The 19,181-nt window shown below is 71.9% G+C and carries 17 protein-coding genes; 8 read left to right on the top strand and 9 right to left on the bottom strand.

Annotated elements, in window-relative coordinates; all coding sequences use genetic code 11:
• Nucleotides 1-36: 36 nt before the first annotated feature.
• Nucleotides 37-714: an amino acid ABC transporter permease gene (locus OG272_RS35865; protein WP_327727553.1), complete on the top strand. Its 678-nt coding sequence runs from the start codon at nucleotides 37-39 to the stop codon at nucleotides 712-714.
• On the top strand, nucleotides 711-1,589 hold the full coding sequence (locus OG272_RS35860) for an amino acid ABC transporter permease (protein ID WP_327727554.1): 879 nt from the start codon (nucleotides 711-713) through the stop codon (nucleotides 1,587-1,589). Before OG272_RS35865 ends, OG272_RS35860 begins: the two co-directional genes overlap by 4 nt.
• 177 nt (nucleotides 1,590-1,766) lie before the next feature.
• Here the strand turns inward: OG272_RS35860 and OG272_RS35855 are convergent, their stop codons facing one another.
• Complete coding sequence (locus tag OG272_RS35855) at nucleotides 1,767-2,204, bottom strand: hypothetical protein (RefSeq protein ID WP_327727555.1); 438 nt, start codon at nucleotides 2,202-2,204, stop codon at nucleotides 1,767-1,769.
• A gap of 81 nt (nucleotides 2,205-2,285) precedes the next feature.
• Complete coding sequence (locus OG272_RS35850) at nucleotides 2,286-2,723, bottom strand: hypothetical protein (RefSeq protein WP_327727556.1); 438 nt, start codon at nucleotides 2,721-2,723, stop codon at nucleotides 2,286-2,288.
• Nucleotides 2,724-3,017: 294 nt separating this feature from the next.
• On the opposite strand from OG272_RS35850, the gene OG272_RS35845 reads away from it, so the two are divergent.
• From OG272_RS35845 to OG272_RS35830, 4 genes are all read left to right on the top strand, one after another.
• Nucleotides 3,018-3,713, top strand: a complete 696-nt coding sequence (locus OG272_RS35845) for a response regulator transcription factor (protein ID WP_326576391.1) — start codon at nucleotides 3,018-3,020, stop codon at nucleotides 3,711-3,713.
• Between the two features lie 243 nt (nucleotides 3,714-3,956).
• Nucleotides 3,957-5,657 (top strand): FAD-dependent monooxygenase, encoded by a 1,701-nt coding sequence (locus OG272_RS35840; protein ID WP_405895497.1) that lies wholly within the window; start codon nucleotides 3,957-3,959, stop codon nucleotides 5,655-5,657.
• Nucleotides 5,658-5,688: 31 nt separating this feature from the next.
• Nucleotides 5,689-5,835, top strand: coding sequence for a putative leader peptide (locus tag OG272_RS35835; RefSeq protein ID WP_328224155.1), 147 nt, complete (start codon nucleotides 5,689-5,691; stop codon nucleotides 5,833-5,835).
• 84 nt (nucleotides 5,836-5,919) lie between these two features.
• Nucleotides 5,920-6,459: a cysteine dioxygenase gene (locus OG272_RS35830; RefSeq protein WP_328224154.1), complete on the top strand. Its 540-nt coding sequence runs from the start codon at nucleotides 5,920-5,922 to the stop codon at nucleotides 6,457-6,459.
• Nucleotides 6,460-6,654: 195 nt separating this feature from the next.
• Here OG272_RS35830 and recX read toward each other — a convergent pair whose 3' ends face one another.
• The 4 genes from recX to OG272_RS35810 form a co-directional block, all read right to left on the bottom strand.
• Nucleotides 6,655-7,599 (bottom strand): recombination regulator RecX, encoded by a 945-nt coding sequence (gene recX / locus OG272_RS35825; protein WP_328224153.1) that lies wholly within the window; start codon nucleotides 7,597-7,599, stop codon nucleotides 6,655-6,657.
• Between the two features lie 3 nt (nucleotides 7,600-7,602).
• Nucleotides 7,603-8,730 (bottom strand): recombinase RecA, encoded by a 1,128-nt coding sequence (gene recA / locus OG272_RS35820; protein WP_326576399.1) that lies wholly within the window; start codon nucleotides 8,728-8,730, stop codon nucleotides 7,603-7,605.
• Nucleotides 8,731-9,025: 295 nt separating this feature from the next.
• Nucleotides 9,026-10,495, bottom strand: coding sequence for an AI-2E family transporter (locus OG272_RS35815; protein WP_328224152.1), 1,470 nt, complete (start codon nucleotides 10,493-10,495; stop codon nucleotides 9,026-9,028).
• Nucleotides 10,496-10,589: 94 nt separating this feature from the next.
• Nucleotides 10,590-10,784 (bottom strand): DUF3046 domain-containing protein, encoded by a 195-nt coding sequence (locus OG272_RS35810; RefSeq protein ID WP_328224151.1) that lies wholly within the window; start codon nucleotides 10,782-10,784, stop codon nucleotides 10,590-10,592.
• Between the two features lie 79 nt (nucleotides 10,785-10,863).
• Here OG272_RS35810 and OG272_RS35805 point away from each other — a divergent pair, with 79 nt between their 5' ends.
• Nucleotides 10,864-11,808, top strand: coding sequence for a hypothetical protein (locus OG272_RS35805; RefSeq protein ID WP_326576405.1), 945 nt, complete (start codon nucleotides 10,864-10,866; stop codon nucleotides 11,806-11,808).
• A 161-nt stretch (nucleotides 11,809-11,969) separates the two neighbouring features.
• Here the strand turns inward: OG272_RS35805 and OG272_RS35800 are convergent, their stop codons facing one another.
• The 3 genes from OG272_RS35800 to OG272_RS35790 are packed head-to-tail and all read right to left on the bottom strand — an operon-like array spanning nucleotide 11,970 to nucleotide 13,980.
• A complete protein-coding gene (locus OG272_RS35800; RefSeq protein WP_326576406.1) occupies nucleotides 11,970-12,278 on the bottom strand; it encodes an AzlD domain-containing protein in 309 nt (102 codons plus the stop codon).
• Nucleotides 12,275-13,042: an AzlC family ABC transporter permease gene (locus tag OG272_RS35795; RefSeq protein ID WP_327732107.1), complete on the bottom strand. Its 768-nt coding sequence runs from the start codon at nucleotides 13,040-13,042 to the stop codon at nucleotides 12,275-12,277. The genes OG272_RS35800 and OG272_RS35795 overlap by 4 nt, the downstream gene beginning before the upstream one ends.
• Nucleotides 13,043-13,071: 29 nt before the next feature.
• The gene (locus tag OG272_RS35790; protein ID WP_326576408.1) at nucleotides 13,072-13,980 is read right to left on the bottom strand and encodes an AraC family transcriptional regulator; all 909 of its coding nucleotides are present in this window, start codon (nucleotides 13,978-13,980) and stop codon (nucleotides 13,072-13,074) included.
• 136 nt (nucleotides 13,981-14,116) lie between these two features.
• On the opposite strand from OG272_RS35790, the gene OG272_RS35785 reads away from it, so the two are divergent.
• Nucleotides 14,117-19,006, top strand: coding sequence for an ATP-dependent helicase (locus OG272_RS35785; RefSeq protein ID WP_328224150.1), 4,890 nt, complete (start codon nucleotides 14,117-14,119; stop codon nucleotides 19,004-19,006).
• The last annotated feature ends 175 nt before the right edge of the window (nucleotides 19,007-19,181 follow it).

Raw genomic sequence — 19,181 nt, 5'->3', positions numbered from 1 at the left:
GTCACGCCAACGACACACGCGGAAGCGCGGGAGATCGTGTTCGACTTTCTTTCTGACTATGACAACCCCACGTTGTTGGGCGCCTTCTGGGTGACCGTGCAGCTCACGGTGTTCTCGGCCATCGGCTCCCTGATCTGGGGCACCATGCTGGCCGCGATGCGGGTCAGCCCCGTCCCTCTGATGCGGGGCTTCGGCACCGCCTATGTGAACCTGGTGCGGAACATCCCCCTCACCGTCATCATCCTCTTCACTTCTCTGGGACTCGCCGACACCTTCGGTGTCACCATGGGCGCGCCCGACGACGTCAAGACGAGAGTGTTCCGGCTGGCCATCCTGGGGCTGATCGCCTACCACGCGGCCTTCGTCTGTGAGGCTCTGCGGTCCGGCATCAACACCGTGCCCGTCGGTCAGGCGGAGGCGGCCCGCGCCATCGGCCTGTCCTTCACACAGGTCCTCACCCTGGTTGTCCTCCCCCAGGCGTTCCGTTCGGTCGTCGCGCCCCTGACCAATGTGCTGATCGCTTTGACCAAGAACACCACCGTCGCGGCGGTGATCGGCGTGGGCGAGGCGGCCTATCTGATGAAGGAAATGATCGAGAACGAGGCGGAACTGCTCCTGATCTCCGGGATCTTCGCCCTCGGCTTCGTGATCCTCACCCTGCCAACCGGCCTGATCCTCGGATGGGTCAGCAAGCGAGTGGCGGTAAAGCGATGACCTCCCTTCTTTACGACGCTCCTGGCCCCCGTGCCAAGACGCGCAACGTCGTCTACACCGTGGTGTTCATCGCCGTACTGGCCCTGGTGGCCTGGTGGGTGATCGCCGTCATGGCCGACAAGGGTCAGTTCGAGTGGGCCAAGTGGAAGCCCTTCATCACTGCCGAGGCCTGGGACACGTATCTGCTGCCCGCGCTGGGCAACACGCTGAAGGCAGCGGGGCTCGCGCTGGTCATCGCCCTGCCGCTCGGTGCGCTCTTCGGTATCGCACGGCTCTCCGACCATCGGTGGGTCAGGGTCCCGGCCGGTGCGGTCGTCGAGTTCTTCCGCGCCATCCCCGTACTGATCCTGATGCTGTTCGCGAACGAGCTCTACGCGTCGTTCACCGACATCAGCAGCGACATCCGCCCCCTGTACGCGGTCGTCACCGGTCTGGTCCTCTACAACGCCTCGGTCCTCGCCGAGGTGGTTCGGGCCGGCATCCTCTCGCTGCCCAAGGGCCAGACGGAGGCAGCTCAGGCCATCGGTCTGCGCAAGGGGCAGACCATGACGAACGTCCTACTGCCCCAGGCCGTGACCGTGATGCTGCCGGCGATCGTCAGCCAGCTCGTCGTCATCGTCAAGGACACCGCTTTGGGTGGCGCGTTGATCGGATACGCGGAGCTACTCCGCTCCGTGCGGACGATGAGCGGGTTCTACGCGAACATCATCCCCAGCTTCATCGTCGTCGCCGTGATCTACATCGTGCTGAACTTCCTGCTGACCAGCTTCGCCAGCATGCTGGAGAGCCGGATCCGGCGGGGCAAGAAATCGACGGGTGCGGTGCTTCCCGCGGCAGCAGTCGCGGGTACCACGGGAACCGGAGCCGAACTGTAAGCGTCACACTGCCCGCTGCGCCGGTCACTCGACCGGCGCAGCGGGCAGTGGGCTGTCTCCGTCCTTCTCACGCGCCGTCAGTGCTCGCTCCGCACACATGAATCCACACCCGTGAGAAGGAAACGGTCTCCTGTCCGTCCCCGATGGGACGGACAGGAGACCGCTCAGTCTCACGGTTCAGCCGATGGGCTTGATGGACGTGCTCCCGGACGTGTCATCGGCGTTGAGCTGGTGGATGGTCAGCGTGACGTTCGCCTTCAGGTTGCCCATGGGCGACAGCACGACGGACTTGTTGCAGCCCTTGACCGTGGACTCGGACACGTCGGTCCTTTTCCCCCACTTCACCGAAGCACGGGCCTTCCACCAGGCGCACTTCTTGTAGGTGATGCGGATCGAGTGCTTGCGCACGTTCTTGAGGGACGTACTCCGGTACTGCTTGTCGACCCACGTGTACGGGTAGATGATCAGCTTGATGCTGCCCGAGCGCTTGCCCAGGTACTTCTCGGCGGGACCGTCCGCGGTCGCCGAGGGAGCGGCCAGCCCGGCGGCCAGCACAGCCGTCCCCATGACCATGGCGCTTCGGCGCACCACTCTGCCCATGCCCTTGTCCTGCATCAATGGCCTCCTTCAGAAGCCTCTCGCCTGAGCGATCCGGTGTGAGTCGAGGAAAATTCGAGCCTTTCGCGGAACATCACGTCAGGCGGGCTGGTCGCCCCACTTCCAGCGCCAGGTGTCCTTGAACACCACCGTCTTGGCATTGCTGTAGACGATGCTCGACTTGGCCCAGAAGTCCTTGCACTTGTTCTTCGGCGGCAGCGCCTGAATCAGGGTCGAGTACGGGGCCTTCTTGGCTGCCACGTTCTGGCGGTAGACGCGCTTCTTGGTGGTGACGCAGTAGATCTCGCCGACGAGGCTGGAGATCTTCCGCCCCTTCTTGCAGCCCTTGGCCGTCTGGAACCACACCTTCAGAAAGGTGCCGTCCTGGTCCTTGTCGTACCACACCTTGAGATCGGTGGCCCCGCACTTGGCCTTGACCGCTGCGACCGCGGGTGCGACAGGCGCCGCGTCGGCGGCGGGCGCGGCGACGACACCCATGGCCATCGCGCACGCGGCAGCGGCGGCGGCCCGTCCCATTCTTCTGCTCGTCCCGTTCCCCGTCATGAGGTTCCTCTCTCGTCCAGGACGTCGTGAACGGCCATGACTGTGGCCCAGGTGCCCACGAGGAAGATCTCCCCTGTGCGGGGGGCTCCCCGAAGTTCACCCCCGGAACGGGGATTGCCATTCCGAGCGACAAGGCTTCGCGGGGGAGGCATGGCGACAATCGCCCCTCCCCAAGGGCCAATTGACGTGCACGCGCGATCGCCCCAGGATCGTGCTCGACGTCGCTGATGCCGACCACTCGGCGACGACAGCAGGACCGTCACGCACGTGAGCAACCACAACGGGGACCGCATGCTACGGGTGGGAATCATCGACGACAGATCGCTCTCGCGCACGGGCTTGCGCGAGATGTTTCAGGCGCTGACCCGTGACGCGCCGCACGGCGCGTGCACCAGCGTCGTGTTCGAGGGCAGAGCCGGCCAGGCGGCCACCCTCATCCGCGCCACCCGCCCGGACCTCCTCGTCAGTGGTCACACCTCCGGCCGGTCCTCTCTTCTGCTGCTGGAGACCCTCGCCCGTCTCACCCATCCCCCTGCGGTCCTGGTCATCGGGGAACGCATCACTGACGCCGACGCCCGCGCTCTTCTCACACATGGCGCCGCGGGCGTCCTGCTGCACCGCTCCGCGGCCAAGAACCTCACCTGGGCCCTCGCCGCCATCGTGGAGGGCAGCCGCGCCCTCTCCCCCGAACTCGCCGACGCGGTCATCAACGGCCGCGCCGCCCCGGCGCACCCACCCGGTACGGGCCAGGAACGCCTCGCCAGCCTCAGCCCTCGCGAGCTCGAAGTCCTCGCCCTGGTCAGCGACGGACTTCCCAACCGCGCCATCGCCGAGACACTCCATATCAGCCCGGAGACGGTCAAGGACCACGTCCGCGCCCTGTGCACCAAGCTCCACGCAGCCAGCCGCATTCAGGCCGCCCGCATCGCCTGGCAGGCGGGCGTCCTCCCGTCCCCCGCCTGACATCGGCGCTCGCGCGATCAGCCCCGTACACGCGGCGAGTACACCCGGCGCGACTCATCGACGGCCTCGCCGTGTGTCCGGCCGCTCCACCCATCCCCGGCATGCACCGGCCCGCCACCGCCTCCGTCACTTGACGCAAGCACCGGCAATGGGTTGCATACGTTCTGTGATCGTGCACCCTGCTCCAACTTCCTGTTCACCCACGTCCGCCGGGACGTCACGTCGGGCAGGGGGCGCCGCGCCGTGGACCCGGTGATCATCGTCGGCGCCGGGCCCGTGGGGCTCACGCTCGCCCTTGCGCTGGCGCGGCAGGAGGTGCCGTCCGTGGTCCTCGACGAGGGACCGGGGAAGGACGAGCAGCGGCTCGCGCGGACCGTGGTCCTGAACGAGGACACGGCCGCACTGCTGGAACGATTGTCCGGCGTCCCGCTCTCCCGGGCCGGCTGCCGCTGGGCCGGATGGCGGTCGATGCGGCGCAAGCAGGTGATGCGTCAGGTCCGGTTCGGGCAGACCGGCTTCGACGAGTTCGACGAGCCGGACATCCCGCCGCGGGAGGGCTCGAAGGGCGCCCGCGGCGGGCCCGACGCCGTCGTCGAGGGCTCCGCCGACCTCCCCCCGCTCCACATCGCCCAGCACGTCCTGACCGCCGCCCTGCGCGAGGCCATCGCCGGCGAACGGCTCGTCAAGGTCGCCGTGGAGAGCCGGCTCGACGCGATCGAGCAGGAGAAGTCCGGCGTCACCGCCCACACGCGCGGGCCCAAGAGCACCTGGTGGCACGGCAGTTACCTGGTGGGCTGCGACGGGCCGCGCTCGACGGTCCGCAAGCTCCAGGACATCCGCTTCCCCGGCCGTACGGCGGTGGAACGGCACGCGGTCGCCGCACTGCGCGCCGAACTCCCCTGGCCGGGCGAGGCGTTGCTGCACCGCATGCCGCCGTGGCGCACCTCGGGCCCGTCCGGCGGGGAGATCACCGCCCGGCCCCTCGGCGAGGGCGTCTGGCGCCTGGACTGGCTCCTGCCGCCGGGCAAGGACCTCGTGACGCCCGAACTCCTCGTGGCCCGCGTCCGGGAGACCCTCGCCGGCTGGACGGGCGGCTCCACACCGCCGTACGACCTGCTCGACACCGGCGTGCACACCGTGCACCACCGGCTCGCCCGGCGGTGGCGGGTCGGCCGGGTCTTCCTCGCCGGGGACGCCGCGCACCTGCTCGGGGCGCTCGGCACCCAGGGTCTCGACGAGGGGCTGCGGGACGCCGACAACCTCGCCTGGAAACTGGCCCTGGCCTGGCACCACGGCCCGTACGAGGCCCTGCTCGACAGCTATCAGGCGGAGCGGCGCGCGGTCGTCGCCGCCCGGCTGCGCGCGGCCGACCAGGTGCTGCCCCTGCTGCGCGGCGGCAAGGGCCTGCGGTCGTACGTCCCCGGCTCGTCCCGGGGCCACGACGCGCTGCTCGCGGACGGCCACCTGGGGCGCGGGGCACTGGGTGCGCCGGGGGCGTACTCCGACTCGCCGCTCATGCCTCCACGCGCCGCGGCGGAGACTCCGGTCGACACACCGCCGGGCACCCAGGTCGTGGATGTGGAGGTGACCGCGGAGGACGGCTCCTTCGTACCTCTACGGGACCGGCTCGGACGCGGGGCGATGCTGGTGGTGCTGATCGCGCCGGGTACCGGAGTGTGGGAGCGCAAGCACTGGATGAGCGCCGGGCTCATGCCCCGCCTCGCGGCCGCCGTCTCCGCCCTGCCGCGTCCCGCCGAGCTGCTGGTGGCCGAGGCCTACCCGGGTGCCGCCGCCCACACCGTCCTCCTCATCCGCCCCGACGGATACCTCGTCACCGCCCTGAGCGGCGTACGCCCGGCCGACCTGTACACGGCGGCCGAAGCGACGCTGGGCGGGGCGAAGCAGCAGCCCGAGACCAGCGGAGCGGCCGCGAGTCCGCGCTGAAGCGAGTGAGTCCTCCGGAGCGGCCGTCACTGTGCGTCCACATGGTGACGGTCGGTTGACCGCTCCGCGCCGTCATGGTGTACTCCGGTCCGTGACCGACACCTCTACGCGCCTGTGGCGGAGGGTCCATATGGACCTCGTCCGCTATGCGGGCTGCGTGTGTCGTCCGTCCTGCTGAATTCGCATCCCCACATCCTTTTCCGCGCGCGCCGCCTGCGTGCCGTCGCGCGCCCCCGAGCGAACGCACTCCAGGACGGTACCCGTGTCTGTGTCCCCCGTTGTTCCCCCCGCTTCCGCTCCGGCCGTCTCCGGCCCCACGCAGGCGGAACTGCTCGACTTCGCACGCCGGACCGCCGCCGACGCCGAGCTGATCGCCTCGCTCCCGCTCGACCCCGAGGGCCGTACCTGGGTGCGGCTCGAAGGCCCCGGCGGCAGCGAGGCCTGGCTCATCGGCTGGCCGCCCGGCACCGGCACCGGCTGGCACGACCACGCCGACTCGGTGGGCGCCTTCGTCACCGCCGCGGGCGAACTCAGGGAGTACTCGCTCGCCGCCCGGCTGCCCACCGACGGCTGGAAGACCCTCGAACTCAGCGAAGGCGTCGACCGCGAGCGGCAGTTGTCCGCCGGCAAGGGCCGCTCCTTCGGACGCCACCACGTCCACGAGGTGCTCAACGAGTCCTCCGAGGAGCACGCGATCTCCGTGCACGCCTACTACCCGCCCCTCCCCCGCATCCGCCGCTACAGCCGCACGGGACAGGTGCTGCGCCTGGAACACGTGGAGCGCCCGGCCGACTGGCAGTAGCCCAGGAGCCGAGCGGGCCGAGCCGGCCCGACGGCTCCGGAGCGCTTGGCACACGCGTGGCTCCCGGTGAACTCCGTTGGGAAGCAGCCGGGTTGTCCCGTTCCTGCCCCCGCCCCGATCCGCTGTCCTCGGGCGCCGTCACCCGCCCGGAGCCGGGGCGCCCCGCCCCCATACCCCCGCTCGATCCCCCTCGGCTCAGTACCCCTCGTCCTCCAGCCCCTCCGTGTCCTCCCCCTCTTCCTCCAGTGCCTGCCGGACCACTCGGAGGGCCATGCCCTCGGGGTAGCCCTTGCGAGCGAGCATGCCGGCGAGACGGCGCAGGCGCTTGTCCCGGTCGAGGCCTCGCGTGGAGCGCAGCTTGCGGGCGACGAGCTCGCGCGCGGTCGTCTCCTCCTGCTCGGAGTCGAGCTGCGAGACGGCCTCGTCGATCAGTGCCGAGTCGACGCCCTTGGTGCGCAGCTCCCGGGCGAGGGCCCGCCGGGCCAGGCCCCGGCCGTGGTGCCGGGACTCCACCCAGGCGTCCGCGAACGCGCTGTCGTTGATCAGCCCGACCTCCTCGAACCGCGACAGCACCTCGTCCGCCACGTCCTCGGGGATCTCGCGTTTGTGCAGGGCGTCCGCGAGTTGCTTGCGGGTGCGCGGGGTCCCGGTGAGCAGGCGCAGGCAGATCGCGCGCGCCCGCTCAGCCGGGTCCCCTGAGGACTCCCCTTTCTCGGCCCTCGACGAGAAAGACGAGCCCCCGTCCTGCGGTCCCCCGTCGTCCGGGCCGTCGCCCGATTCCCCGAAGCCACGCCGCCGCCCGCCCCGGCCGCCGCGCCGGCCACGCGCGTCACCGCCCGCAGCGCGCGAGGCACCGCCGCCACGCCGACGGGCGCCGACGGCCGAGCCCGCACCGGAACGCGAGCCGTCCTCCCGCCGACCGGGGCCACCTTCACCGCCGTCGTCGTACGGCTCGCCGTCGTAGAACTCACCGTCGCGGGGCTCGCCCGTGCCGTACGACGCCATGTCGTCGTACGGACCGGACCCGTACCCGTGCCCGTCCGCGGCGGATTCCCCCGTGCCCCCGCCGCCGGCCCCGCGCCCCCGGCTCTCGGGGGCACTGGGGTATGCGTACTCGCCCCAGTCCGTTCTGCGCGTCACGGACTAGCTCTTCGCCGCCGCGGCCCTGGTCTTGGGGGTCTTGGCAGCCGACGCGGGCACCGTCTTGGCGGCGTCGTCCGCGGGGGTGGCAGAGACCGCCGCGTCCGCTCCCGGCTCTGCGGTGGGTTCCTCGGGCCGGACGCCGACGCCCAGCTTCTCCTTGATCTTCTTCTCGATCTCGTTGGCGAGGTCCGGGTTGTCCTTCAGGAAGTTGCGGGCGTTCTCCTTGCCCTGGCCGAGCTGGTCGCCCTCGTACGTGTACCAGGCGCCGGCCTTGCGGACGAAGCCGTTCTCCACGCCCATGTCGATCAGGCCGCCTTCGCGGCTGATGCCCTGCCCGTAGAGGATGTCGAACTCGGCCTGCTTGAAGGGCGGCGCGACCTTGTTCTTGACGACCTTGACGCGGGTGCGGTTGCCGACGGCGTCGGTGCCGTCCTTCAGTGTCTCGATGCGGCGGATGTCCAGTCGCACCGAGGCGTAGAACTTCAGCGCCCGGCCACCGGTCGTGGTCTCCGGGGAGCCGAACATCACGCCGATCTTCTCGCGGAGCTGGTTGATGAAGATCGCGGTGGTCTTGGACTGGTTGAGCGCGCTGGTGATCTTCCGCAGGGCCTGGCTCATCAGGCGGGCCTGCAGACCCACGTGGCTGTCGCCCATCTCGCCCTCGATCTCCGCGCGCGGGACGAGCGCGGCGACGGAGTCGATGACGATGAGGTCGAGGGCGCCGGAGCGGACCAGCATGTCCACGATCTCCAGGGCCTGCTCACCGTTGTCCGGCTGGGACAGGATGAGGTTGTCGATGTCGACACCGAGCTTCTTCGCGTACTCGGGGTCGAGGGCGTGCTCGGCGTCCACGAAGGCCACCTGGCCGCCGGCCTTCTGCGCGTTCGCCACCGCGTGCAGGGTCAGGGTCGTCTTGCCGGAGGACTCCGGGCCGTACACCTCCACCACTCGGCCACGCGGCAGGCCGCCGACGCCGAGGGCGACGTCGAGTGCGGTCGACCCGGTGGGGATGACCTCGATGGGCTCGTTGGGCCGCTCGCCGAGGCGCATCACCGCGCCCTTGCCGAACTGCCGTTCAATCTGTGCGAGCGCGGCGTCGAGCGCCTTCTCGCGGTCGGTTCCTGCCATGGGTTCCACCCGATTTGCTTGAGTCGATCGCTTCACGTGAAAGACGCTAACGCCTGCCACTGACAATGGGCCCCGACGCCCGCCCGGCCTGTGGATAACTCGGGCACTTCCGCACGAAAACCCTGTCGAACTCCCGTCGAGACCCTCGCCGGAGCCTCCATAAGAATGGATGTTCGATTTTAGTGTCAAGCGCACCACACGGCACCCGGAGGTCTTCCGGGCGAGCGGGTTCACACGGACGCGGCGGCCGAGGACGAAGCTCGGCGCCGGGTGACGGCCTACGGCGGCAGCAGCCCTATGGGGCGCCGTCCTCGGGCCCGGCGCCGTGCTCGGGGCCCGGCCCGCCCTCCGGTCCGGTCTTTCCCCCGGCCTCCGGTCCGGTCTCCCCCTCCGCCTCCGTGTCCCGGCGGGCGGTGTCGTCGTCCCGCCGCGCGGTCGTGGAGTCGCCCGTCGGCTGTCTCGTCGCCCGCTTCCGGTCCAGCTTCTCCTCCAGCCGCTTGCGCACGCGCGTGAGGACGTCGCCCTCGGTCCCGTCCTGCTGTTCCGAGCGGTGCGGCCGCTTCCGCAGGCGGGCGAGGATGTCGCCCGAGCCGCGTCTGCGGTGTCCGTGCACCCGGGGGTCGTCCGTGACGTCGTACCGCTTCACGTACGCCCCGAGGAAGGCCTGCAGGGTGGCGATGGCGGGGATGGCGATGAGCGCGCCGACGGCACCGAGGAGGGCGGTGCCCGCGACGACCGACCCGAAGGCCACGGCCGGGTGGATGTCCACGGTCTTCGCGGTCAGCTTGGGCTGCAGCACGTAGTTCTCGAACTGCTGGTAGATGACCACGAAGACGAGGACCCACAGCGCGTACCACGGGTTGACCGTGAAGGCGATCAGCATCGGCAAGGCACCCGCGAGGTAGGTGCCGATCGTGGGGATGAACTGCGAGACCAGACCGACCCAGACCGCGAGCGCGGGGGCGTAGGGCACGTCGAGGTACTCCAGCAGGACGTAGTGCGCCGCGCCGGAGATCAGCGCCATCAGGCCGCGTGAGTAGAGGTAGCCGCCGGTCTTGTCGACCGCGATCTCCCACGCGCGCAGCACCTCGGCCTGCCTGGCCGGCGGCAGTACCGAGCACAGCGCGCGCCGCAGCCGTGGGCCGTCGGCGGCGAAGTAGAACGAGAACAGCGCGATCGTCAGCAGTTGGAAGAGGCCGCCCAGGACCTGCGCGGAGACGTCGAGGACGCCCGTGGCGCTGTTCTGCACGTACTTCCGCAGCCAGTCGGAGCGGAGCAGCCCCTCCTGGATGTCGACGCGCTTGAGCTCGGTGTGGAAGCTGGAGTTGATCCAGCTGATGACGGAGTCGAGGTACGCCGGGAAGTCCTCGACCATCTTGATGATCTGGCCGGCGAGCATCGAACCGAGCAGGGTGACGAATCCGGCGGCCCCGATCAGCGTGATCAGGAAGACCAGAAAGGTGGCGAAGCCCCTGCGCAGCCCCTTCGAGGCCATCCAGCTCACCGCGGGCTCGATCGCGAGCGCCAGGAAGAACGCGATGAGGATGTTGACCAGCAGCCCGATGAGCTGGTGGAACGCCCAGCTGCCCAGCTGGAAGACGGCGACGAGGGCGAGCGCCAGCACCATCGCGCGCGGCAGCCAGCGCGGCATACGGCCACTCGGCGCGGCGCCGGGCCCCGGGCCGGCCGGGGGGCCGGTGGGTGGTGTCGTGCCGACCGGGGATGCCTGGTGCTCGAACTGCGCGGTCTCGTCTGTGGGGGCCACGGAGCAAGTCTCGCCCACGCCACCGACAACCAGTCGCCGCCCCCGGCACTTCCGGTCAGACGACCGATGTCCGCGCGGTGAAGTCCCTGCGTTTTCAGCGGTTTTCGGATGGAACGCCCATGCTCGCGCACACCACGCGCCAGACGTCCTTGGCCTCCCAGCCCGCGTCCAGCGCCTCGTGCACCGTGCGCCCGCCGAGGTCGGACATCACGTGATCGAGCGCGAAGGTGTCGGCGTACCCCTCACCGAAGTGATCCGCCATCCGCTGCCAGAAGACCGTCAACCGCATGAGTCCAGTATCCCGCCCCAGGGGGTGGGCCTGGCCGGGACGGCATCCCGATACCGCTTTCCGCCCTACGGTCGGAGCCATGGCCGAAACCGGAGCATCCCCACTCCCCTCGTCGTCCCCGGCGCACACCCCGCTGGCTCGCGCCGAGCAGTTCGTCTGGCTGACCGCGCGCGTGCTGGAGCAGCGCCGCTTCGCGTACCACTTCCTGGACGGGAGCGCCGACGCGGTGGAGACCGCGCTGGCCGCCTACCGCAACGCCGACGAGGGGTACGGTCACGCGCTGGAACCCGATCTGCGCGGGCCCGTGAGCCAGCCGCTGCACACCGGGCACGCGCTGCGTGTCCTGGACTCGATCGGGCTCTGCGGCGGACAGCGGGTGGAGCGCGTGTGCCGCTATCTGACCTCGGTGTCGACCCCGGACGGCGCCCTTCCCGCGGTGCACCCCAGCCAGCGTGGCTATCCGGCGGCCCCGTTCGTGCCGATCGTCGACGACCCGCCCAGTGATCTGCTGGCCACCGGGCCCGTGGTGGGCCTGCTGCACCGCAACCAGGTGTGGCACGCGTGGCTGTTCCGGGCCACCGACTTCTGCTGGCAGGCGGTCGAGTCCCTGGAGAAGTCGCACCCCTACGAGATCCACGCCGCCGTGGCGTTCCTGGAGTCCGCCCCCGACCGTTCGCGCGCCCGGGCGGCCGCCGACCGACTCGGCCGTCTGGTGCGCGAACACCGGCTCGCCACGCTGGATCCGGGGCGGCCGAACGACTACCCGGTGGCCGCCGGTTACGCCCCGGACGAGCACCACTACCCGCACGACTTCGCCCGCACCCCGGATTCCCTCGCGCGCGCGTGGTTCACCGACGAGGAGATGTCCCGCTCCCTCGACTTCCTGGCGAGCGAGCAGACGGAGGACGGCGGCTGGCCGATCCGCTGGCGCCAGTGGGCACCCAGCACCGCCATGGAGAGCCGCCCGATCGTGACGATCGAGGCCCTGCGAACCTTGCGGGCGTACGGGCGGCCGATCGGCTGAGGGCGGTCGGGGCGGTCGATCGGCACGCGTGCGTGCGGGCACGGCGAGGATGCACGCGCGTGTGTCGTCGAGCACGGTCCCCGTGCGGCAGTCCGGGCAGATCCGGCGTATCGCCGCACGTGCCGCACGGCCGCACGGCCGCAGGACAGTCGTGGCGAACGTCAGCCCGTCATCGCCCGCACCCCCGCCGTCACGATCACCGCAGCGGCCACGACGAGCAGGAAAGGGGCTCGCAGAAGCAGCGCCACGGCGGCTGCGGCGAGCCCCGCGGCCCTCGCGTCCAGCACCAGGTCGTGCCCCGCGGCGAAGGTCTGCTGGGCCGTGAGGGCGGCGAGAAGGGCCACGGGCAGCAGGGCGGCGAGGCGTTGGACGAGCGGGCGTTCCAGGACGCCCGCGGGCACCAGCAGGCCGATGAGCTTGACGGCGTAGCAGCCGACGGCGGTGGCGACGATCGCGATCCAGACGTTCATCGGGCCTCTCCTTGCGGGCCGTCATCCTTCGGGCGGGTGTCCGGTCGGTCGCCGGTGCCGCGGCGCCCCTCCGCCCAGAGGACGACCGGTGCGGCCGTCGCGGCGACCAGGACCGGGACTCCGGCGGGCAGTACGGGCAGCAGACCGAGCCCGAGGACGACGGCGATGCCCGCGACGGCCCGCTCCGCGGTGGTCCTCAGCATCGGCGCGAGGAGTGCCAGGAAGACGGCTGGTCCGGCCGCGTCGAGCCCCCACGCGCCGGTGTCGCCGAGGGCCTCGGCGCCGAGCGCGCCGAGCAGTGTGGTGAGGTTCCACAGCACGTAGAGGCTGAGCCCGGTGACGGTGAAGCCGATGCGGGTGGCGCGGCGCGTGGGCTGGGCGAGGGCGACGGCCGTGGTCTCGTCGATGACCCACTGGGCGGCGAACGGCCGTATCGCGCGCGGGAGGGCCAGCACCTGGGAGAGGCGCAGTCCGTAGAACACGTTGCGTACGCCCAGGAAGAAGGCCCCGGCCGCCGCCGTGAACGGGTTGCCGCCGGCCGCCAGCGCGCCCACCAGGGCGAACTGGGAGGCCCCGGTGAACACCAGGAGGCTCAGCGCACAGGTCTGCGGCAGGCTGAGCCCGCTGCCGGCCGAGGTCACCCCGAAGGCGAACCCGGACAGTCCGACGGCGACCCCGACTCCCAGGGCGTCCCGGACGACGGCTCCGTCGGGTTTCGTGCCGCCGCCGTCTTCTGTCTCCACGAGACCGGTCTGTTCAGTCACCACGCCACGGACGGTACGAGCAGCCGCCCCTATGGGTCTTGTACGTTCTTGCGCCCGCGCACGTCGTCCGTGTGTGCCCGTACGGCGTCCTCGCGCTCCCGCCCGCCGCCGGTACCACCCCTGCGTTCCCGCTGGTAGGCGCCCGGAGGCACGCCCACGATCCGGCTGAAGTGGCGGTTGAGGTGCGGTTGGTCGGTGAAGCCGACGGCGACGGCGGCAGCGGCGGGAGCGGTGCCCGCGTCGAGCAGGCTCCGCGCCCGGCGGACGCGGGCGTCGGTCAGCCAGGTGTGCGGTGGCATGCCGTAGGCCGTGCGGAAGGCCCGCAGGAGGGCGAAGGGGCTGGTGCCGAGGTCGGCGGCGAGCCGCTCCAGGGTCGGCGGGTCGGCCATCCGCTCCTCGAGCACGGCACGCGCGCGTGCCGCGACGGGGGCGCCGGCCGTGCGGACGGCACGCTGGGGCAGCGGCCCGCCGTTCAGACGCAGCAGCCGGGTCACGGCGACCCGCAGCACGGTGTCGGCGGCCAGCGCGTTGCCCTCGTCGACGGCCCGCAGCACCTGATGGACGAGGCCCGCGGCGTAGGGATCTTCGAGCACCGGGCTCACGAAGCCGGGGGTGCCGCGGATCGTGGTGGTCTCGGCGGCGATCTCGGCCACCACGTCCGGCGACGGATAGACGGCGCCGTACCGCCAGCCCTCGGGCACGCCGGCGCGGCCGGTGTGCGGGGTGTCGGGGTTCACCAGAGCCAGGGTGCCCGGGCCCGCGTACTGGTCGGCGCCGCCGTGGTGGAACACCTCGACGCCGTCGGCGATGGCCGCGATCACGAAGTTCTCGTGGGTGTGCCGCACGAACTTCTTCTCGACGTAGCTCGCCCGCAGCAGGTCGACCCCGGGCAGTTCCGCGTACCGCCAGTGCCTCGCACGCTCCACCGAACCCGCCATACCCCTCATTCTGCGCCCCCGCGAGCAGCGCGGATCGCCCGGCCTCACGGACCTCCCCCGCCTCCCTCTGCCCGCCCGCTCCATGCCGTTTCCGCAGGCCCGGGCCATTGTCAGTGGCCGGGTGCAGGATGGGGGCATGGTCAGCTCCGCAGATCGGGCCCTCGACGGCTTCTCCCCCGCGACCCGCGGCTGGTTCACGGGGGCCTTCTCCGCGCCCACCGCGGCCCAGGCCGGGGCGTGGCGGGCGATCGGCGAGGGCTCGGACGTCCTGGTGGTCGCCCCGACCGGCTCCGGCAAGACGCTGGCCGCGTTCCTCGCCGCGCTGGACCAGCTGACGTCGAGCCCGCCCCCGGCCGATCCGAGGAAGCGCTGCCGGGTGCTGTACGTGTCACCGCTGAAGGCGCTCGCGGTGGACGTGGAGCGGAACCTGCGCAGTCCGCTGACCGGTATCCGGCAGGAATCGGTGCGTCTGGGGCTGCCCGAGCCCGAGGTGAAGGTGGGCATCCGCTCCGGGGACACCCCGGCCGCCGAGCGCCGCGCCCTGTCCACGCGCCCGCCGGACATCCTGATCACCACCCCCGAGTCGCTGTTCCTGATGCTGACGTCGGCCACGCGCGACGCGCTCACGGGCGTAGAGACGGTGATCCTGGACGAGGTGCACGCGGTCGCGGGCACCAAGCGCGGCGCCCACCTGGCGCTCTCCCTGGAGCGGCTCGACGAGCTGCTGCCCAGGCCCGCACGCCGTATCGGCCTGTCCGCCACCGTGCGTCCCGTCGACGAGGTCGCCCGCTATCTCTCCCCGCGCCGCCGGGTGGAGATCGTCCAGCCCCCGTCCGGCAAGGAGTTCGACCTCTCCGTCGTCGTACCGGTCGAGGATCTGGGCGAGCTGGGCGGCTCCCCGGTCGCCGACGGCAGCGAGGGCGCGGAGCGGCCGTCGATCTGGCCGCATGTCGAGGAGCGGATCGCCGACCTCGTCCAGGCCCACCGCTCCACGATCGTGTTCGCCAACTCCCGCCGCCTCGCGGAGCGGCTGTGCAACCGGCTCAACGAGATCGCGTACGAGCGTGCCACCGGTGTGCCCCTGGACGAGCACCACGCCCCGGCGGAGCTGATGGGCGGCTCGGGTGCGGCGCAGGGTGCGCCCCCGGTCCTCGCCAGGGCCCACCACGGGTCGGTCTCCAAGGAGCAGCGCGCCCTGGTCGAGGAGGACCTGAAGGCGGGCCGGCTGCCGGCCGTGGTCGCCACCTCCAGCCTCGAACTGGGCATCGACATGGGCGCGGTGGACCTCGTCGTCCAGGTGGAGTCGCCACCCTCGGTCGCCTCCGGCCTGCAGCGCGTGGGCCGTGCCGGGCATCAGGTGGGCGCCGTCTCCAGGGGCGTGGTCTTCCCCAAGTACCGTGGCGACCTGGTCCAGTCGGCCGTGGTCACCGAGCGGATGCGCACCGGCTCCATCGAGTCCCTGAGGGTCCCCGGCAATCCCCTGGACGTACTGGCGCAGCAGGTCGTCGCCATGACCTCGATGGACACCTGGCAGTTCGACGACCTCCTCGCCACGGTCCGCCGCGCCGCCCCGTTCGCCTCGCTCCCCGAATCCGCGTTCACGGCCGTCCTCGACATGCTCGCGGGCCGCTATCCGTCCGACGCGTTCGCGGAGCTGCGCCCGCGCGTGGTGTGGGACCGCGTGGCCGGCACGATCACGGGACGGCCGGGCGCCCAGCGCCTCGCGGTCACCTCCGGAGGCACGATCCCCGACCGCGGCCTCTTCGGGGTCTTCCTCGCGGGCTCCGATCCCAAGAAGGGCGGCGGCCGGGTCGGCGAGCTCGACGAGGAGATGGTGTACGAGTCCCGGGTGGGGGACGTCTTCACCCTCGGCACCAGCTCCTGGCGTATCGAGGACATCACCCGCGACCGGGTGCTGGTCTCCCCCGCACCGGGCGTCCCGGGCCGCCTGCCCTTCTGGAAGGGCGACCAGCTGGGCCGCCCGCTCGAACTGGGCCGCGCGGTCGGCGCGTTCCTGCGCGAGGTGGGCTCCCTGTCCGAGGAGGACGCCCGGCTGCGCCTGCTGGCCGCCGGACTCGACGCCTGGGCCGCGGACAACGTGCTCTCCTACCTGGCCGAACAGCGCGAGGCATGCGGCCACGTGCCCGACGACCGCACGATCGTCGTCGAACGCTTCCGCGACGAGCTGGGCGACTGGCGGGTCGTCGTCCACTCCCCCTTCGGCGCCCAGGTCCACGCCCCCTGGGCCCTCGCCCTCGGGGCGAAGCTCTCCGAGCGGTACGGCATGGACGCCCAGGTCATGCACGCCGACGACGGCATCGTGCTGCGCCTGCCCGACGCCGACCTGATGGGCCTGGACCTGCTCGACATGGAGCCCATGAAGGCGGGCACGGAGTACGACGCCGAGCAGGCTCCCCTCGGCGCGGCGGACGTCGCCTTCGACAAGGGCGAGGTCGACCAGATCGTCACCGACCAGGTGGGCGGCTCGGCGCTGTTCGCGTCCCGCTTCCGCGAGTGCGCCGCCCGCGCGCTCCTGCTGCCCCGCCGCAGCCCCGGCAAGCGCACGCCCTTGTGGCAGCAGCGTCAGCGCGCGGCCCAACTGCTGCAGGTAGCCAGCGAGTTCGGCTCGTTCCCGATCGTCCTGGAAGCGGTCCGCGAATGCCTCCAGGACGTCTTCGACGTCCCGGGCCTCACCGAGCTGATGGGCGACATCGAATCCCGCAAGGTCCGTCTCATCGAGGTCACCACCCCGGAGCCCTCCCCCTTCGCCCGCTCCCTCCTCTTCGGGTACGTCGCCCAGTTCCTGTACGAGGGCGACTCCCCGCTCGCCGAGCGCCGCGCCGCCGCCCTGTCGCTGGACTCCCGGCTGCTGGCCGAGCTGCTGGGCCAGGCGGAGCTGCGGGAGCTGCTCGACGCCGAGGTCCTGACCGAATTGGAGCAGGAGCTCCAGTGGCTCACCGAGGACCGCCGCATCAAGGACGTCGAAGGCGTCGCGGACCTGCTCCGCGTGCTCGGACCGCTCACGGACGCCGAGCTGGCCGAGCGCGGCGCCGAGCCGCAGTGGGCGCGGGAGCTGGCCGGGGCCCGCCGCGCCATCCGGGTCCGCGTCGCCGGCACCGACCACTGGGCGGCGATCGAGGACGCGGGCCGCCTGCGGGACGCTCTCGGCACAGCTCTGCCGGTCGGTGTCCCGGAGGCCTTCACCGAGCCGGTCAAGGATCCCCTCGGCGACCTCCTGGCCCGGTTCGCGCGCATGCACGGGCCGTTCACCTCGGCCACGGCCGCCGCCCGCTTCGGCCTCGGCACGGCCGTCACGGACGGGGCACTCCACCGCCTGGCGGCGAACGGCCGTGTCGTGCAGGGCGAGTTCCACCCGGCGGGCATCGGCCAGGAGTGGTGCGACGCGGCCGTGCTGCGCCGCCTGCGCCGCCGCTCGCTGGCAGCGCTGCGGCACGAGCTGGAGCCGGTGCCGCCCGCCGCGCTCGCCCAGTTCCTGCCGCAGTGGCAGCACGTGGGCGGGGGGCACGGGCTACGGGGCATCGACGGCCTGGTGCGCGCGATCGAGCAGGTGCAGGGCGCCTCCGTCCCCGCCTCCGCCCTGGAGAAGCTGGTCCTGCCCTCCCGGGTCGCCCAGTACAGCCCCGCGATGCTCGACGAACTCACCGCGGCCGGCGAAGTCGTCTGGGCGGGCGCCGGAGCCCTCCCCGGAAAGGACGGCTGGGTCTCGCTGTACCTGGCGGACACGGCCCCGCTCCTCCTCCCGCCCCCGCACCCGCTCGAACTGACCGCGCTCCACGAGTCGATCCTGAGCGCCCTCTCCGGCGGCTACGGCCTCTTCTTCCGCCAGATCGCCGACCAGGTCCGCGCGACCACCCACCCCGACGCCTCCGATCCCCAACTGGCCGACGCCGTCTGGGACCTGGCCTGGTCCGGTCGGCTGACCAACGACACGCTCACCCCCATGCGCTCGCTCCTGGGCTCGGGCCGCACCGCGGGCTCCACCGCCCACCGCGCCAAGCGCACGGTCCCGCGCGGCCGGTACGGCTCCCTGACCGCCGCCGCACGCCCCCAGTCCCGTACGGGCCCGCCCACGGTCGCTGGCCGCTGGTCCCTGCTCCCGGTCCACGAGCCCGACCCCACCGTTCGCGCCCACGCCCTGGCCCGCACCCTCCTCGACCGCCACGGCGTCGTGACCCGGGGCGCGGTGGCCGCCGAGGGCGTCGAGGGCGGCTTCTCCGCGGTCTATCGCGTCCTCTCCGTCTTCGAGGAGAGCGGCCAGGCCCGCCGCGGTTACGTCGTGGAGGGCCTGGGCGCCGCCCAGTTCGCGATGGACGGCGCCGTGGACCGCCTACGCGCGGTGTCCAACGCCCGCGAACGAAACGAGCCCCTGCCGAGCCCCACCCCGAACGGCTTCGGCGGAGACCACGACACGGCCCAGGCCCTGGACCCCTGGGACACCTTCTCCGACTCCGACTCCCTCCTCGCCCCGGACGGCACCCCCGGCGAGCCCAGCCCATACGACCAGGGCGCGCCCCACAGCCACGGCAGCCCCGACAGCCAAGGCGGGCCCTTCGGTCGAACCGGCCCCCACCGCCGAGCCGGCCACACCCCGCACCGCACTGGCCCCGCCCCCTCCCCCCGAGCCGTCGTCCTCGCCGCCGCCGACCCCGCGAACGCCTACGGCGCCGCCCTTCCCTGGCCCGAGCCGCCCACCGAAGCCGGACACAAACCGGGCCGCAAGGCAGGCTCGCTGGTCGTCCTGGTCGACGGCGAGCTGACCGTCTACATGGAGCGTGGCGGCAAGACCCTGCTGGCCTGGCCCGCCGACCCGGACGCCCGGCCCACCGACGATCCACGCCTCCGTCCGGCCGCCGAAGCCCTGTCCGCTGCGGCCCGCGCAGGCTCCCTCGGCACGGTCACGGTGGAACGCGTGAACGGCACCTCCGCCCTCACCTCCCCGTACGGCCCCCTCCTGGAGGGAGCAGGCTTCATCGCGACCCCACGCGGCCTACGCATCCGAGCGTGACCACTCATGACCACCCATGACCACCGAGCGACGACCCACGAAAGCCCCCGCCCCATCAGGGGCGCGGGGCTGCGCGACCAGCCCCACACCACCCGCACCCACCGACCGACCGAACCCCCCGAGCCATCAGCCGCCCCGCCCCCACACCCCTCCGCCCATGCCCCCTCCACCCGTG

This window comes from Streptomyces sp. NBC_00104, assembly GCF_045160825.1.
In the GTDB taxonomy this organism is placed as follows: Bacteria; Actinomycetota; Actinomycetes; order Streptomycetales; family Streptomycetaceae; genus Streptomyces.
This window is presented reverse-complemented; position numbering and strand designations above follow the sequence as displayed.

Bases quoted from the DNA above. Each gene is read 5' to 3' on its own strand.
- OG272_RS35860 (WP_327727554.1), top strand. From the start codon at position 711: ATGACCTCCCTTCTTTACGACGCTCCTGGCCCCCGTGCCAAGACGCGC.
- OG272_RS35855 (WP_327727555.1), bottom strand. From the start codon at position 2,204: ATGCAGGACAAGGGCATGGGCAGAGTGGTGCGCCGAAGCGCCATGGTC.
- OG272_RS35850 (WP_327727556.1), bottom strand. From the start codon at position 2,723: ATGGGACGGGCCGCCGCCGCTGCCGCGTGCGCGATGGCCATGGGTGTC.
- recA (WP_326576399.1), bottom strand. From the start codon at position 8,730: ATGGCAGGAACCGACCGCGAGAAGGCGCTCGACGCCGCGCTCGCACAG.
- OG272_RS35810 (WP_328224151.1), bottom strand. From the start codon at position 10,784: ATGCGGTTGACGGTCTTCTGGCAGCGGATGGCGGATCACTTCGGTGAG.
- OG272_RS35805 (WP_326576405.1), top strand. From the start codon at position 10,864: ATGGCCGAAACCGGAGCATCCCCACTCCCCTCGTCGTCCCCGGCGCAC.
- OG272_RS35800 (WP_326576406.1), bottom strand. From the start codon at position 12,278: ATGAACGTCTGGATCGCGATCGTCGCCACCGCCGTCGGCTGCTACGCC.
- OG272_RS35790 (WP_326576408.1), bottom strand. From the start codon at position 13,980: ATGGCGGGTTCGGTGGAGCGTGCGAGGCACTGGCGGTACGCGGAACTG.
- OG272_RS35785 (WP_328224150.1), top strand. From the start codon at position 14,117: ATGGTCAGCTCCGCAGATCGGGCCCTCGACGGCTTCTCCCCCGCGACC.